Annotated in this window: 13 protein-coding genes; 6 read left to right on the top strand and 7 right to left on the bottom strand. The window is 34.5% G+C overall.

Annotated features, from left to right (window positions below; all coding sequences use genetic code 11):
• Window positions 1-57: 57 nt before the first annotated feature.
• Window positions 58-1,923, bottom strand: a complete 1,866-nt coding sequence (locus AC061C_RS07550; protein ID WP_478290664.1) for an alpha-amylase family glycosyl hydrolase — start codon at window positions 1,921-1,923, stop codon at window positions 58-60.
• A gap of 275 nt (window positions 1,924-2,198) precedes the next feature.
• Here AC061C_RS07550 and AC061C_RS07545 point away from each other — a divergent pair, with 275 nt between their 5' ends.
• From AC061C_RS07545 to hemN, 6 genes are all read left to right on the top strand, one after another.
• Window positions 2,199-3,830, top strand: coding sequence for an OstA-like protein (locus tag AC061C_RS07545; RefSeq protein ID WP_478290663.1), 1,632 nt, complete (start codon window positions 2,199-2,201; stop codon window positions 3,828-3,830).
• A 66-nt stretch (window positions 3,831-3,896) separates the two neighbouring features.
• Window positions 3,897-5,084 carry an aspartate aminotransferase family protein gene (locus tag AC061C_RS07540; protein WP_478290662.1) on the top strand — a complete coding sequence of 396 codons (1,188 nt, stop codon included), beginning with the start codon at window positions 3,897-3,899 and terminating at the stop codon, window positions 5,082-5,084.
• A 239-nt stretch (window positions 5,085-5,323) separates the two neighbouring features.
• On the top strand, window positions 5,324-6,721 hold the full coding sequence (locus AC061C_RS07535; RefSeq protein WP_309758849.1) for a tetratricopeptide repeat protein: 1,398 nt from the start codon (window positions 5,324-5,326) through the stop codon (window positions 6,719-6,721).
• Window positions 6,721-7,470 carry a shikimate dehydrogenase family protein gene (locus AC061C_RS07530; protein WP_478290661.1) on the top strand — a complete coding sequence of 250 codons (750 nt, stop codon included), beginning with the start codon at window positions 6,721-6,723 and terminating at the stop codon, window positions 7,468-7,470. The genes AC061C_RS07535 and AC061C_RS07530 overlap by 1 nt, the downstream gene beginning before the upstream one ends.
• A 313-nt stretch (window positions 7,471-7,783) precedes the next feature.
• Entirely contained in the window at window positions 7,784-9,796 is a 2,013-nt protein-coding gene (locus AC061C_RS07525; protein WP_478290660.1) for a DUF349 domain-containing protein, read from the top strand.
• 145 nt (window positions 9,797-9,941) lie between these two features.
• Window positions 9,942-11,306 (top strand): oxygen-independent coproporphyrinogen III oxidase, encoded by a 1,365-nt coding sequence (gene hemN / locus AC061C_RS07520; RefSeq protein ID WP_478290659.1) that lies wholly within the window; start codon window positions 9,942-9,944, stop codon window positions 11,304-11,306.
• Between the two features lie 67 nt (window positions 11,307-11,373).
• Here the strand turns inward: hemN and AC061C_RS07515 are convergent, their stop codons facing one another.
• The 6 genes from AC061C_RS07515 to ccoN all read right to left on the bottom strand — a co-directional run bounded on the left by AC061C_RS07515 (window position 11,374) and on the right by ccoN (window position 17,429).
• Window positions 11,374-12,075 (bottom strand): sulfite exporter TauE/SafE family protein, encoded by a 702-nt coding sequence (locus tag AC061C_RS07515; protein WP_478290658.1) that lies wholly within the window; start codon window positions 12,073-12,075, stop codon window positions 11,374-11,376.
• Between the two features lie 73 nt (window positions 12,076-12,148).
• A complete protein-coding gene (locus tag AC061C_RS07510) occupies window positions 12,149-12,601 on the bottom strand; it encodes a FixH family protein (protein ID WP_478290657.1) in 453 nt (150 codons plus the stop codon).
• Window positions 12,602-12,641: 40 nt separating this feature from the next.
• Window positions 12,642-14,060: a cytochrome c oxidase accessory protein CcoG gene (ccoG, locus tag AC061C_RS07505; protein ID WP_478290656.1), complete on the bottom strand. Its 1,419-nt coding sequence runs from the start codon at window positions 14,058-14,060 to the stop codon at window positions 12,642-12,644.
• A gap of 76 nt (window positions 14,061-14,136) precedes the next feature.
• Window positions 14,137-15,036, bottom strand: coding sequence for a cbb3-type cytochrome c oxidase N-terminal domain-containing protein (locus AC061C_RS07500; protein ID WP_478290655.1), 900 nt, complete (start codon window positions 15,034-15,036; stop codon window positions 14,137-14,139).
• 27 nt (window positions 15,037-15,063) lie between these two features.
• Window positions 15,064-15,234, bottom strand: coding sequence for a CcoQ/FixQ family Cbb3-type cytochrome c oxidase assembly chaperone (locus AC061C_RS07495; RefSeq protein WP_309758866.1), 171 nt, complete (start codon window positions 15,232-15,234; stop codon window positions 15,064-15,066).
• Between the two features lie 5 nt (window positions 15,235-15,239).
• Window positions 15,240-17,429 carry a cytochrome-c oxidase, cbb3-type subunit I gene (gene ccoN, locus AC061C_RS07490; RefSeq protein ID WP_478290654.1) on the bottom strand — a complete coding sequence of 730 codons (2,190 nt, stop codon included), beginning with the start codon at window positions 17,427-17,429 and terminating at the stop codon, window positions 15,240-15,242.
• Between the last annotated feature and the right edge of the window lie 5 nt (window positions 17,430-17,434).

The raw sequence follows: 17,434 nt of genomic DNA, 5'->3' as shown, positions 1-17,434 counted from the left end.
GCTGATATAATTTATTATCAGCATTTTTTTTTCTTTTGCTACTACAAAAAGCTCTTTTTAAAATTGATAAATGAATGATTCTGAAGGCGCGATCGTAATTTGTGCTTTTCCTTCCCCATTCAAAACCTGTACCTGAATAGAATTTTTATGGTATAATTGATCCGTTACTGTATAATTTCCGTCTTTCAAATTCCATTTTTGAATGATATCTGAAGGGATTTTTAATTCGAATGTGCTTGTAGTTTGCCAAGAAAAATTAACAACAATAAGTAACTTTTGAACCTCTGACCAACGTGTAAAAGCGTATATCCCGGAATCATATCCTTTTGTAAATTGTCTGTTTACCATTTGAATTTCTTGAAATTTGCCCATTAAAGCCGAACTATTCAAAGAGAAATTTAATAGTCTTTTATAAAAATCACGCAAGTCTTTTTCCTCTTGCGTCAATTGACCACCATCAAATTTGCCCCCGTTCATCCAGCGCTGATGATTTGGAACACCAATATAATCAAAGATTGATGTTCTGGAATGCGTACCAAAACCTGCATTTTCATTTCCGGCTTCTCCCACTTCCTGACCAAAATATACCATTGTAGGCGACGTACTAATAGTAGTAGATACCACCATTAAAGGCTTCCCTTTTTGTGGCGTTCCTGCAAATTCTGGACTTGCCAATCGCTGCTCATCATGATTGTCTAGAAAATGCAACATGTGATGTTCAATATCTGCCAATCCGTTTTGTATGGCAGACAATCCATCTGGCGACGATTTCCCTTGAATGACATCCTTTAATTTATCATACGTTTCTACCTTATCATACAAATAATCCATTTTTCCTAAATGAATATAATTGCGATATTCTTTTGGATTATATACTTCGGCCAATAAAAAAGCATCTGGATTATTGACTTTGATAGCAGAATTCATATAGCTCCAAAATTCATAGGGAACCATTTCGGCCATATCATATCTAAAACCATCTACTCCTTTTGCTGTCCAATACAAAGCGATATCTCTAAATTTATTCCAAGAGTCGGGCACTTCTTTTCCTCTCCAAAAATCATAATGCTCCTTATGGGATTTGGTTTCAAAACCAGCAGGAAGCTCTGGAAAATCTTTAGAACCATCTGGGCGAATTCCATAATTAACTTTTACTGTTTCATACCAATCATTTTTATCCGGTCTAGCCATTCGCGAACCATTACCTGTCCATTTTGCCGGATTTTCATCAAATTTCCCATCTACTAATATATTTTTTTCACCGTTTAGTGGCTTGATAGTTTCTGGTATTTCGAAATTTGAATTTGGTATATAATAAAAGTTATTATCTCTTTTATAGGCAACAGTTACATCGTCATTCGCACCAAAATCTTTCACACCAACCGGATTATTTTTACCTTCATATTTACGAGAAATATGATTGGGAACTATATCGATAATTACTTTTAATCCCGCTTGATGCGTTCGTGCAATCAAAGCTTCAAATTCCTCCAAACGATTTGCTGGGTTTATAGCTAAATCAGGATTTACATTATAGTAATCTTTCACGGCGTAAGGGGAACCAGCCCTACCTTTGACAATTTCTGGATCATCATTAGAAATTCCAACTGCAGTGTAATCCTGTATCAAAGCATGGTGCGGAACCCCTGTGTACCAAATATAAGTTACACCCAAATCCTTAATTTCCTGCAGCGCTTTAGGTGTAAAATCATTGAACTTCCCTACTCCGTTTTCTTCTAAGGTTCCCCAAGGTTTGTTAGTAGTATTTTTGTTTCCGAATAATCGAGTAAAAACCTGATAAACGACTTCCTTTTTAGGAGAGACTGACACTTTTTGTACAGTATTCATTTTTAAATCTTTCGTTTTACATCCACTAACTAAAAGCAGCATGCTAATCCCGACAACAGTAGATACTTTTTTCATTTTATGAAATTATTTATTCTGATTTTGATTCATTATTGCAAAATGACTATCAGTTTTTAAATTTACTATTTTTAAAATAGTTCAAGTAGTAGCCTATCAAAAATTAATAAAAATGAACCTTCGATAGATAAACTACAACGAAAGAGTTTCTGAATTTGTTGATAACTTTAATACAATCTCATAAAAGAATTTCCTGCCTTGGACTAATTATAAATAAATCCTAATATGGATTAGGATTGTTTCCTTTTTCATAAATTTGACAAAAATTAAATCCATTGAAGAAAATACTTTTTTTCCTTACTCAACTATCATTTTTATTGACTGTACAGTTGGTTTTGGCGCAAGCTCCAAAAAAAATAATTGTAGAAAACTCTGATTTTGCTGATGTCAACCAGACAGAAATTCCAGATGCTTTATTGCTTATTGGAAACGTAAGAGTCAATCATGATGGTGTTGTTATGACGTGCAATAAAGCGTATTATTTTCAAAAAGAAAATTATATAAAAGCCTTTGGAAATGTTCAAATGGTACAAGGCGATACTTTGTTTTTGAACAGTAAATACGCTGAATACAACGGAAATGTAAAAAAAGCATATGCTTCGGGAGATGCAGTGATGAGTTCACCAGATGCTACTTTAGTTACTGAAATCATTAATTTTGATAGAAATATTCAAGAAGTTTTTTATGATACTCCAGGAACCATTACCAATAAAGACAATACTCTAAAAAGTAATGCAGGAAGGTATTTTGTAAAACAAAAGAAGTTTCAATTCTTGACCGCAGTTACAATCACAAATCCTACTTATGTAATCAAGTCGAATCATCTAGATTATTTTAGCAATTCAGGACATTCGTATCTTTTTGGACCCTCGACCATTACCAGCAAAGCCAATTATATTTATACTGAAAAAGGGTTTTATGATACTAAAAAAAATCTAGCTCATTTTCTAAATAAATCTTATATCAGGTACGATGATCGAGTGATAAAAGGCGACAGTCTGTATTATGATCGCAATCGAGAATTTGCATCGGCAACACGTAATGTAAAAATAACTGATTCCATCAATCGGGGCATTGTAAAAGGACATTATGCTGAAGTGTATAAAAAACTAGATTCTATGTACGTAACTAAGCGAGCAGTTGCCGTAAATTTTGTAGAAAATGATTCTGTTTACATCCACGGAAAAAAATTGATGGTTACGGGAAAAGAGGGGAACCGAATTATCCGAGCCTTTAATAATGTTCGGTTTTATAAAACAGACATGAGTGGCAAATGTGATTCGATTCATTCGAGTTCTAAAACTGCTTTGACAAAAATGATTGGAAATCCCATACTTTGGAATGCCGAAAGCCAAATTACAGGCGATATTATGCACCTCATTGGTAACAACACCACCCAAAAACTAGATTCTCTTAAAGTGCTTGAAAACACATTTATAGTCTCCAGGGATACTTTAGGAACCGGTTACAATCAAGTAAAAGGACAAAATCTTTACGGTAAATTTGAAGAAGGAAAACTACACGATGTCGATATTGTAAAAAATGCCGAAGTGATCTATTATATGCGGAATGATGCGCAGGAGCTCATTGGCATTAATAAAAACAAGAGTAGCAAAATCAATCTTATTTTAGAAAAAAATGAAATTGAAACTATTACCTTTTTCCAGCAAGTAGATGGTGATATTTTTCCTGAAAAAGAATTGCCAGAAAATGCCAGGAAATTGAGAGGATTAGTCTGGCGCGGTGACGAACGAATCAAATCTAAGGATGACATTTTCCCTCCTGAAGAAAACGAGGACAATGAAAAATTAGCCAAAGCAACAAAAGCAGCAGTCGCAAAAGAAGCCATTCCGATGAAAATCCGAAAAGAAACTTTGAATTACGATAAGAAGAAAACTAAAAAATAGTGCGCAGTTGCGGTACTCAGTTTTTCTAAATAGGAATAAAAAATTAAACGAATAAACTTATACATTTTGAATACCGATTTCCTTAAATATCAAGCACAAACCTCTCCCTATCCATTGGGTATGGAAATTTCGCATGCTATAGGTTCCTACATATACGCAACCAATGACAAAAAATACCTTGATTTTGTGGCCGGAGTTTCTGCTTGTTCCCTGGGACACCAACACCCAAGAGTCAATCAAGCTATTAAGGACCAACTTGATAAATATTCTCATGTAATGGTTTACGGCGAATATTCGCAAAGTCCAGCGGTTGAATATTGCAAGCTTTTAGCTTCGTTACTACCTGCTCCTTTAGACACCACGTATTTAGTTAATTCTGGGACAGAAGCTATTGAAGGAGCACTAAAATTAGCAAGAAGAACCACCGGAAGAAGCCAATTGATATCCTGTCATAATGCGTACCATGGCAACACTATGGGTTCGATGAGCGTTATGGGCTTTGAAGAACGCAAGCAAGTTTTCCGTCCTTTGATACCTGATGTAGATTTTATTACCTTCAATAACGAAGACGATTTACAAAAGATTACTACCAAAACTGCCGGGATTATTTTAGAAACGATTCAAGGTGGTGCAGGATTCATTCAACCGCAGAATGATTTTCTAAAAAAAGTACGAAAACGATGCACCGAGGTAGGCGCCATGATGATTCTAGATGAAATTCAGCCGGGTTTTGGACGAACAGGAGCCCTTTTTGGATTCCAAAATTACGACGTCGTTCCAGATATAGTTGTAATGGGTAAAGGAATGGGTGGTGGCATGCCCGTAGGCGCATTTACTGCTTCATCTGATATGATGCATTTATTGAGTACTAATCCTAAGTTGGGTCACATTACCACTTTTGGGGGACATCCTGTCATTGCGTCAGCTTGTTTGGCTACTTTGAAAGAAATAACTGAAACCCATTTAATGGCCGAAGCTTTAGAAAAGGAAAATCTATTTCGTGCCCTTTTGGTACATCCTTTGATACAAGAAATAAGAGGAAAAGGATTGATGCTCGCAGCGATGACTAAAAGTGCTGATATCACGAATGAAGTAATTCTTAAATGTCAAGACAAAGGACTCATATTATTTTGGTTGTTATTCGAGGGAACTGCAATCCGAATCACACCGCCACTTACTATTTCTGAAGAAGAAATTCGAGAAGGTTGTGCAATAATGCTAGAGGTAATGGATGAAATTTATAATAGAAAGTAATTTTTCAGGAGCTGTTTCCCGCTATCCGTTATAATCTTTTATGGCGAACGCCGCCATAAAAGGATTTTCACTGCTATCGGGGCTAAGAGATCTCGTTAATTAGAAATCTATTTATTGAAAATGATTTTTGCCGTTGACAATGAAATTTGTTAATTAAATTGTTCACAACAATTCCAATTTTCCCTCACATTACATGCACGAATGCCTAATTTTAATAAGGCTCAATTAAAAAACACAGTATGCAATTAAGCAACGAAGAAGAAGACTATAACTTATCTCTGTCTAAATTTGAATCGATGTTGAAAACCAACAAAGTACTCTTTTTTGACTCCGAAGAATTTGAAGAAATTATTCTTCATTATCTTGATATGGGTAAGGCTAGTTTGGCAAAAAAAGCACTCAAATTGGCCTTGGAGCAACACCCAAAGTCATCAGGATTAAAATTAGTGCAAGTTGAAATGTTAGTATATGACGACAAACTCGAATTAGCCGAAAAGCTATTGAATGAGTTGTATGCCATCGAACCAACCAATGAAGAAATTTATATTCAAAAAGCAAACATCTGCTCTAAAAGGGACCAACACGAAAAAGCAGTTGAATTATTAAAAACAGCCTTAAAATATACAGATGATTTTGCTGATGTCTATAATTTAATAGGCATGGAATATCTTTTTATGGACAATCTTGAAATGGCAAAAAATAGCTTTATCAAATGTCTTGAAGAGGATTTAGAAGATCAATCTGCCTTGTACAACATTGTCTATTGTTTTGAATTTTTAGATCAAAATCAAGATGCCATCAGTTATATAAAAAAATACATTGACAAAAATCCATATAGCGAAATTGCTTGGCACCAATTGGGACGTTTGCATTACAGCGTAAAAGAATATGAAAATGCCATCAGAGCTTTCGAATATGCTACTTTGATAGATGATGAGTTTATGGGTGCCTTTATGGAAAAGGCAAAAGCCTACGAGCGCTTAAAAAAATATGACAAAGCCATTGAAAATTACAACCGTACAATCGAATTAGACGATGCTACTTCCTACGCGCTATTGCGAATAGGAAAATGTTACGAAAGACTTGGTAACAAAGCCTTGGCCTTAAAATATTTTAACCAAACGGTACATGAAGATCCGCTCTTAGACAAAGGATGGATTGCCATTACTGACTTTTATGTACGTCAAAAAAATTATCAAAAAGCATTGTTCTTTGTCAATAAAGCATTAGCCATTGACAACCAAAATCGACTGTATTGGAAACGTTTTGCCAGTATCAACAAACAAATGAACTTTTTTGAAGAAGCAGAATTTGGGTATCGCAAAGCAGTAGAATTTGGCGAAACTGGTTTAGAAACCTGGTTGTTTTGGGTCGATATCCTTCAATTCTTAGGCGAATTTGAAAGTGCTATTCAAACGTTACTGCAAGCTTGTGAATATTTTCCTGAAGCATACGAAATTGAATATCGTTTGGCTGGATTATACTTTATGCTAACAGACAATACCAAAGCAAAATTTCACTTGAGTAACGGAATGCGATTAAATTTTGAAAATTACATATTACTAGAAGATTTATTTCCTGTGGTTTGGGCCAAAAAAATGGTTCAGAATTACATTGCAAAACATAAAAAACAGTAATGGTTGATACAGTTAGAAAACGCTTTGGATTATTAGGACGCAATATTAGCTATTCATTTTCTAAAGGCTATTTTACAGATAAATTCAATAGCGAAAACTTTGCTGGTTGTACGTATGAAAATTTTGATATTCCCGAAATTGATGCCTTTGCAGAGGTAATTAAAAACACTTCGGATTTAAAAGGATTGAATGTTACCATTCCGTACAAGGAAACGATACTTCCTTTTTTGGATACGTTATCAAAAAAAGCAACTCTAATTGGCGCCGTAAATACCATAAAAATAACAAAAAAAGGGAAGCTAAAAGGCTATAATACTGACTATTATGGCTTTAAAAAGTCATTGCAGCCTTTATTACTTCCGCACCATAAAAAAGCGCTCATTTTAGGAACTGGCGGCGCGTCTAAGGGAGTTGCATTTGCTCTTGACGAACTAGGGATAACCTACACTTTTGTTTCTAGAGAACTCAAGGAAAACACTATTGATTACAAGCGAATAAACGCCACTACCTTTGATAATTACCACATCATAATTAACGCTACACCAGTAGGAACAAGTCCTAACGTAGAAGCGTTTCCGTTAATTCCTTATGAGTTTTTCACCGATACCCACATTGCTTATGATTTAATTTACAATCCGGCTGAAACTCAATTTCTAAAAAAAGCAAAACAACACGGAGCTCAAATTAAAAATGGTTTGGATATGCTTATTTTTCAGGCTGAAAAAGCTTGGAAGATTTGGAATAAATAATCAAAATAATAACCAATCTTTTTACAAGCTTTTTTTTAAGTAAGGACTATACTAATTTGCGTATTTATTTTTGACAACTTAACAAGTACGTTCTACTTCTAACAAAAATCCCTAGCCCTGATGGAAGCGGCATCCTTTTTTGAGCGGCCTTTTGGCGCTCAAAAAAGATATAGCGTACAGCAGGAAATTGCTCCATAAAAATCTATTAAACAACCTAAAACGACTTTAAATAAAGGAATTGTTTTGAAATTTCATACGCCTTTAGTATCTTTCGAACTCGATAAAAAAAACAAAACCCTTATACATTGAAAAAATGTTAGAAGAAAAGAACGATAACCTGCATGAAGCAGATGGAAATTTAGAAAACAATGCTGTTGCTTTTAATGAAATGGAAGCAACTGTCATGGAAACGGAAACAGTTAAACAAACAGCTAGTACCCCTAATGAAGACACTGTAGAAGCTATTGCTGAAGAGGTAAAACTTACTGATGCTCTTATTTTAGAAACCGAAAATCAGACGGTACTAGATGCCATTGCTGACACTAATGCTGCCGAAAGTGAGGATGAAACGTTGAAGGAACGTCACGAAATCCCGATGCAAAATTATGATACTTTATCGCTTGAAGCTTTGGTTGACGAGTTGAAAAATTTAGTTTCTAATGAAAAAGTTCTTTCATTTAAGGAGCATATTGAGGAAATAAAAAAAGCATTTCTAGCTAAATACAATCATCTTCTTGAGGAAAAAAAAGAGGAATTTCTAGCAGAAAATCAAGATCCAAATGAAGATTTTCAATACCATTCGCCATTAAAGTCTCAATTTGACAAATATTATACTCAATTTAGAGATACTAAAAATAACCATTTCAAGAGTTTACAAACCAATCTAAAAACGAATTTAGAAAATCGTCTGGCTATTGTTGAGGAATTAAAAGAATTGATAAATCCGCAAGCAAACATCAAAGACACTTTAAAACATTTTAATGATTTAAGAGAACGATGGAAAACTGCTGGACCAATTCCTAAAGATAAATACAACCATGTTTGGAACAATTTTCATTTTCATGTGGAAAACTTCTACGATTATTTGCATCTTGACCGGGAAGCAAGAGATTTAGATTTCAAACATAACTTAGAGCAAAAACAAAAGATCGTAGCACGTGTTGAAGAATTGGTTAACGAAGCTGACATCAACAAAGCGTTTCGAGAACTTCAAGATTTACACCGAATTTGGAAGGAAGACATTGGTCCTGTTTCCAGAGAACATCGTGATGTAATTTGGAACAAGTTTAGTGATTTGACCAAGCAAATGCATGATAAAAGGGAAGTTTTATTCGAAAATCAACGAGGAACTGAACTTGAGAATTTAGAAAAGAAAAAAGAAATTATTGCTAAAATTGAAGTTTTGGCAACTGAAAAAGTCAATGCACATTCTCAATGGCTGGCTCAAATAGAAAAGGTAGAAGCGCTGCGCACAGCTTTTTTTGCTGCTGGAAAAGTACCATCAGATGTGAATGAGGAAACTTGGACTAATTTTAAAACAGCTGTTAGAAACTTTAATTCTTTCAAAAACTCCTTTTATAAAGACATTAAAAAAGATCAAAACGATAATTTAAGCAAGAAAAATGCTCTTGTTGCTAAAGCTCGAGAATTACAAGAAAGTGTAGATTTTGTTGTGACTACTCCAATCATGAAACAGATACAGGATGAGTGGAAACAGATAGGTCATGTTCCAAGAAAATATTCTGATAAGATCTGGAAAGAGTTTAAAGATGCTTGCAATCATTATTTTGATAAGGTAAAAGAGCAGAAACATGAAGAGAACACAGAGGAAGTAGCTGCATTTGACAGTAAAAAAGCCTACTTGGAAACGTTGAGAGAATTTGAGTTGACCGGCGATCACAAAACTGATTTAGACGCTATCAAATTGCATATTGAAACATGGAAAAACTTTGGTAAAGTGCCATTTCCAAGAAGACATATTGAAGGGAAATTCAATAAAATTTTGGATGCCCTTTTTGAAAAATTGAGTTTGAGTAAAAAAGATACTGAAATGATGCGTTTTGCTAATAGAATGGATCATTTATCAGAGAGTAATGATACGCGCAAACTGGATAATGAGAAAATATTCTTGATGCGAAAAATTGAAGAAGTTCAGAATGAAATTTTCCAATTGGAGAACAATATTCAATTTTTTACCAATACTAGAAATGCTAAAAAAGAGAATTCTATAGTACTAGAAGTTCGTAAAAACATCGCTATCCATAAAGAAAGTTTAGATGTTTGGAAAGATAAACTCAAACAATTGAGAAATTTGAAAATAGAGTAAATTTCAAATTTACGTCAAAAATAATCCCGAGGCTGTCCAATAAAGACAGCCTCTTTTTTTTACAAAAGGTTTCTTCAATATGATAATTATCATTTTAATAGTTGAGTAGTCGTTCTACTTTTGAACAACGATAAATGATTTTGCCATGAAAAATTCCTTACTACAAAAATATAATGTTCCTGGACCAAGATACACCAGTTATCCTACAGTTCCATACTGGGACGAGACAGATTTTACGGATGAAATTTGGGCTAAAAGATTAAATACATCCTTTCAAGCGAGTGGTTCTTCAGAAGGCATTAGTTTGTATATTCATTTGCCTTTTTGCGAAAGCCTATGTACTTTTTGTGGCTGTAACAAGCGAATCACCAAAAATCACGGCGTTGAAAATCCATATATAGAAGCCGTTTTGAAAGAATGGACCTTATATTGCAAGATTCTTGGAGAAAAGCCAACTATAAAAGAGATTCATTTGGGTGGTGGAACTCCCACATTTTTTTCTACAAAAAATTTAGAGGATTTAATAAATGGCATCTTTGTTCATGCTAAAAAAGCCAAAGATTATGAATTTAGTTTTGAAGGCCATCCGAATAATACAACTCACGAACATTTGCAAAAGCTTTACGATTTAGGTTTTAGAAGAGTGAGTTTTGGTGTTCAGGATTATTCTGAGAAAGTTCAAAAAGCAATTCATCGTTTACAATCTTTTCATAATGTAGCAAAAGTTACGTTTTGGGCTCGAGAAATCGGGTATACTTCTATAGGTCATGATATTATTTTTGGATTGCCTTTTCAGGAAATAGAGGATGTAATTGATACGATTGAGAAAACAAAATCATTACAACCCGACCGATTGGCATTTTATAGTTACGCTCACGTTCCTTGGATTAAAGGCAATGGACAGCGCGGTTTTAACGACGAAGACATTCCAAAAGATGATAAAAAGAGAGCGCTTTATGAAACGGGTAAAAAATTATTATCTGAAAATGGCTATCATGAAATAGGAATGGATCATTTTGCGTTGGAGACTGACAGTTTATTCGATGCTTTCCAAAATGGCACATTGCACCGTAATTTCATGGGATACAGTTCGTCTAAAACAGAATTAATGATTGGATTAGGCGTTTCTTCCATCAGTGACAGTTGGTCTAGTTTTGCACAGAATGTAAAAAATTTAGAAGATTATTATCAAATACTAGAATGGAACAAATTACCGGTTTTTAGAGGGCATTTATTAACTAATGAAGACCTCATCATCCGCAAGCACATTCTGAATTTAATGTGCCAATTTGAAACTTCCTGGAAAAATATAGCCGATTATTTTAATGAAATTCCAGATGTATTATTACAATTGAAAGAAATGGAAAATGACGAATTGCTAGTAATTAATGACCATGGCATTACCGTTACAGAAAAAGGAAAACCTTATGTTCGTAATATTTGTATGGCATTCGATTTACGCTTGAAAAGAAAAGCACCAGAAACTACTTTGTTTTCAATGACAATTTAATGTTTTATAATATACAAAAAAAGCACGCGAAATGGCGTGCTTTTTCATATCCTATAAGATCTAAAATTTAATGACAGTTTGGATTTTCTTGAATAAACAAACTCATATTCGACGGAGAAATATAAGGAATTCCCAATCCCAATCCTCTTAAAATAAATAAGCAGCCAATACAAACTGCTACATATGGAATTGCTTTTTGGATTCGGTTTCGAATAGGAATTGTGAGATATGAATTGATGTACACTACACTGCTCATCAAGGGAACGGTTCCTAACCCAAATAGAATCATATACAAAACACCCAAACTTTCACTTTGCATGGCAATAGCACCAAACAAGGCAACATAAACCATTCCGCAAGGCAAAAAGCCATTCAGTACACCAATAGTAAAAAGGGATTTGTAACTCTTGTTTCTAAACTGACTTCCTAAAGCTGTTTTTATCTTTGATATTAATTTAAAAACAGGTTTTGAAAAATTGTATTTCGCAAAAAGTTTGTCTGGAATTACCACTACAATAATCATGGCTACACCAATGAATATAGATAAGTTTTGTTGCAAACCTGCCATAAAAAAACCTTTTCCCAGCAGACCAAAAACAAAGCCAATAGTGGCATACGCCGATACTCTTCCTAAATGATAGGTGATGATTTGAGTTGCTTTTTTAGTCTGATTCGTTCTGTCTACAGGCAACATCATAGCAATAGGACCGCACATTCCTATGCAGTGAAAACTACTTATTAAACCGAAAATGAAGGCAGTGTAAAGCATTGTTTTATTCTAATGTCATAAAGTAAAAATTCTTAAAGCCAATTCTTGGGCTTTCTGACTTTTAACTTTAAGCCTAATTAATATATATCGTTTCTTTAGTCAAATACAATTTTCCATCGTATTGCCATTCCATATTAATGTCCCATCGACCGCCTGCCAAACTTTTTTTAGGTATGAGCAAAGTAGTAGCATCAGATAGTGAAATTGGAATTTCAAAATCTAATTTTTTGTTAGACGGTCTGTAAAGGGACACTTTACCTTTAATTTTTTTTGGATCAAAAACTTTTGGAAAAACTATTTCAATTCCGTTTGCAACACTTGTAATTGTTGGCTTTTGCGTCAAATCAGCTGCATTTTGTATACGTGCCATTTCATCTCCAAAATGTGCATCATGCTTGTAATATTCTTCTACCACTAACTCATTATCGTATTTTGAATCGGATTGAACCGTAAAAACAAAATATAAAATGAAGGTTATAAACAAACCAAAAGCGATTACGATTCCTGTTCCCCAGCTAATTTTCATACTATTATATTTATATTTTGAACCTTGAATTTCATACTATTTAATCAAAACTTCGCGGACTTAAAAAATTAGTAGTCGTTGTTTCAATTTTTTTATTTCCGTTATACACCTCAATCTTCAGTTTTGTTTTATCACTGTCTAATAAATTTTGGTTGATTTCAATAAACAGTGTTCCATCATTCATCCCTTGTCTAGGCACTTTTAACTCTTGCTTTCCAACCACTTTTAAACTTCCATTTATACCCACAAGTTTAAAATGAATATCGTCAAAGTCATTATTTGTTTTATTGATAATTTTAAAAGTATAAATGTTACTTATATTATCGCCTTTGTGCTGAAACAATTGTCCTGGCAATCTTAAAATACTGGCTTCAACATCAGAACGCAAGAACAATAATCCAATCAAAATTCCTGTTAGAATGAATAATACAGCTGAATAGCCTTTCATTCTAGGGGTAAGCTTGAACGCTACTTTTTTCTCAATTTCGTCTTCAGAAGCGTATCGTATAAGTCCCTTTGGTAAACCAACGCTATCCATAATTGTATCGCATTCATCAATACAAGCGGTACAATTGATACATTCCATTTGTGTCCCATTACGAATGTCAATTCCGGTTGGACAAACATTTACACATTGTTTACAATCTATGCAATCGCCTTTTCCAGTAGTCGCTCTGTCTTCTTGTTTGTTGAATTTAGCACGGCCAACTTCTTTTTCGCCACGAATAAAATCGTAAGCCACATTTATCGATTTATCATCTAGTAAAACCCCTTGTAATCTTCCGTAAGGACAAGCAATAATACAAACCTGTTCTCTAAACCATACAAAAATAAAATAGAAAACTCCTGTAAAAATCAATAATGAAATCAGCGTGCTCACATGGTTTTCTGGTCCTTCTTCAATCATTAAAAGCAACTTGTCACTACTGATGAGATACGCGAGAAAGACATTGGCAATAAAAAATGAAATGATTAAGAAAATTGTCCATTTGAAGGTTTTCTTTCTTATTTTTTCTCCGTTCCATTCTTGTTTTTCCAAACGAATTTGGGCACCACGGTCGCCTTCTATCCAATATTCGATTCTACGGAAAACCATTTCTAAAAAGATGGTCTGTGGGCAAATCCATCCGCAAAATATCCGTCCAAAAATCACCGTAAAAAGGATAACAAAAACGACCCCGATTATCATAAAGAGTACAAACAGATAAATATCCTGCGGCCAAAAAGGAAAGCTTAAAATATTAAATCGACGTTCTAATATGTTGAACATCATGAACTGATTCCCATTTATCTTTATAAAAGGATTCGCAACAAGGACTATCAGTAAAAAATAACTCACCCATTTCCTGTAATCATAGAACTTTCCTGAAGGCTTTTTAGGAAAAATAAATTTTCTGTTTCCTTCTACATCAATAGTTCCTATGGTATCTCTAAATGCTTCGTCTGGTAATTTTGACATTTTTTTTTATTTAAAACACAAGTTCAAAATAATTATTAAAATTCTTAAGCTAAATAAAAACGTGTGTTTCTAATAGTTATTTAACTGCAACAGCACCCTTTTCTTCTACCCAAACATCACCTTCTGGAGCTTTAGCATCTGGTGGGTTACTTCCTTTTAAGGATAAGATATAACTGGCAACTTTCTGCATTTCTTTAGGTTTCAATGTGCCTTTCCAAGAAATCATTCCTTTTCCGTCACGTCCTCCATTTACCAAAGTATGAAATACATTTTTTATTCCGCCACCTAAAATCCATTGATCATCCGTTAGATTTGGTCCAATTTGTCCACCACCGTCAGCTCTGTGACAGGCCGCACAATTGGTTGTAAATATTTCTTTTCCAGCTGCTAAATCTGTAGGATCTGTCAGTAAGGTCACCGTTTTTTCATCCATCATATCCGGTGCGGTTTTCATGTATTCTGCAATATCAATTTTGGCCTGAGCGACTTCTTTTTTAAGCTCCATCTCCTGATTATCAGCTCCTAAAACTTCGTATCGAACCATATAAACAATTCCAAAAACAATTGATGCATAAAACAAATACACCCACCATGGCGGCAAATTATTGTCAAGCTCTTTGATGCCGTCATAATCATGATCTAATAAAAGCTGACCTTCACTTTCTAAAGGTTCAGTTTTAGTCAATTTTGCCATCAATTTCTTGTACCATTCACTATCCTTGAAACTTAAATCAAGTGCTTCATTTAATTGGATTTTTTGTTCCTCGGTCAACAGGTGATACGTAATAGTATCTACTGCACTCACGGTAATTTCAATTGCTATCAAAAGAAAAAGAAACACAAATAAGAATACGGAAACAATTGGGAATTTTATAAAAGCAGGACGATCTCCTGAGTCGATAAAATACTCCATTGCCATCATTACGGCAAAGAAAATAACAGGTACCCTAACGTATACTGGAATTAATTTTTTCATTTTATAAATTTTAAAAAATTAAACTATTTAGTTCTCTCTCAATGGAATTTGACTTAATTCAGTAATCGTTTCTTTTGTATAGGAGAAAACCCATAGGCCGAGACCAACGAAAAAGAAGAAAAAAATTAATAGGGATACGATGGGATATATCGCCACACCTTCAATCGTTTCCATATTGTGTTTTATTTGTTCGAACATGACTTTTATTTTTTAATATTATCTTTTACTTTAATATCGGTTCCTAGTCTTTGCATATAAGCAATTAAGGCAACGATTTCTCTTTCGTTCATTGGAACAAATTTCTCTCCTCTGGCTTCGGCTTTTTTCTTGCTTTCGTTATAACTTTTTACAAAATCGGGATCATTTTTCAAGTTTTCTTCAATTGAAACAGCTTGTTTTCTTAAATCATCTAAACCACTTGCAATCTGAGCTTCTGTGTAAGGAACTCCAAGTGTCGCCATAACCTCCATTTTCTTTTGAGTCAAAGAAACATCCATCGGTTTATTGTCAAACAACCATTTGTAACCTGGCATAATAGATCCTGCAGAGATACTTTGTGGATTCCAGAAGTGGTTAAAATGCCAATTGTCATTGTATTTTGCACCCACTCTTAATAAATCTGGACCTGTACGTTTTGATCCCCAAAGAAATGGATGGTCATAAACAAATTCCCCTGCTTTAGATTGTGGTCCGTAACGTTCTACCTCACTTCGGAAAGGACGAACAGACTGCGAGTGACATCCTACACAACCTTCACGGATGTATAAATCACGTCCTTCTAATTCTAGTGGAGAATATGGTTTGACACTGGCAATGGTCGGAATATTAGATTTAACCATAATTGTAGGAACAATTTGGATAACACCTCCAATTAAGATTGCAACAGTTGCCAAAATAGTTAACTGGATAGGTTTTCTTTCTAACCAAGGGTGGAATTTCTCTCCTTTTACTCTTCCTGCACTAATTTTTATTAACTCAGGAGCCATCGCTAATTCGTCTTCAATTTTAGAACCCAATCGAACCGTTTGAATAATGTTATACACCAAAGTAAACATTCCAATTAAATAAAGGGTTCCGCCAATAGCTCTCATCCAATACATTGGCATAATTTGAGTTACTGTTTCCAGAAAGTTACCATACGTTAAAGTTCCGTCTGGATTAAATTGTTTCCACATCGATGCTTGTAAAAAACCAGCAACATACATTGGAATCGTGTATAAGATAATCCCTAAAGTACCAATCCAAAAATGGAAATTTGCTAACTTAAGAGAATATAAATTGCTTTTAGTCATTCTAGGAACCAACCAATAAATCATACCAAAAGCCATAAATCCGTTCCAAGCCAATGCGCCAACGTGAACGTGAGCAATAATCCAATCTGTATAATGCGCAATAGCATTTACGTTTTTCAAGGATAACATCGGACCTTCAAAAGTTGCCATTCCGTAACCAGTAATAGCTACCACAAAGAATTTCAAAACTGGATCTACACGTACTTTATCCCAAACCCCTCTTAAGGTTAATAATCCGTTTATCATTCCACCCCATGAAGGCGCTAAAAGCATAATAGAGAAAGCAACTCCTAAATTTTGCGCCCAGTTAGGCAAAGCAGAATATAATAAATGGTGCGGTCCTGCCCAGATGTAGATGAAAATCAACGACCAAAAGTGAACAATGGACAATCTATAAGAATATACCGGACGGTTTGCCGCTTTTGGAACAAAATAGTACATCAATCCTAAAAAAGGTGTAGTCAAGAAAAATGCAACCGCATTATGACCGTACCACCATTGCACCAAGGCATCTTGAACCCCTGCGTACACGGAATAACTTTTCATTCCAGAAACCGGTAATGATAAACTATTGAAAATATGCAAAACTGCAACCGTAACGAATGTCGCCAAGTAAAACCAGATAGCAACATACAAATGGCGCTCTCTACGTTTTATAATAGTTCCAATCATATTGATACCAAAAACAACCCAAATTAATGCAATTGCGATATCTATTGGCCATTCTAATTCGGCATATTCCTTAGAAGAACTATACCCCAACGGTAATGATATGGCTGCTGCAACAATAATTAATTGCCAGCCCCAGAAATTAAGATTACTCAAAAAATCACTGAACATTCTGGCTTTCAACAAGCGTTGCAAAGAGTAGTAAATACCCGCAAACATTGCGTTCCCTACAAAGGCAAAAATAACCGCATTGGTGTGTAAAGGTCTTAATCGACCGTAACTCAACCACGAAATCCCATCGGTAATATTTGGAAAAAGAAACATAAAGGCCAATGTAAGTCCTACTAACATTCCTACTACTCCAAAAACAATAGTCGCGTAAATGAAGTTTTTTACAATTTTGTTATCATAATAAAACTGCTGCATTTCCATAAATA

This window comes from Flavobacterium sp. GNP010 (genome assembly GCF_056428945.1).
Note: the sequence above shows the minus strand (reverse complement) of the source record. Positions and strands in the feature narration are given on the sequence as shown.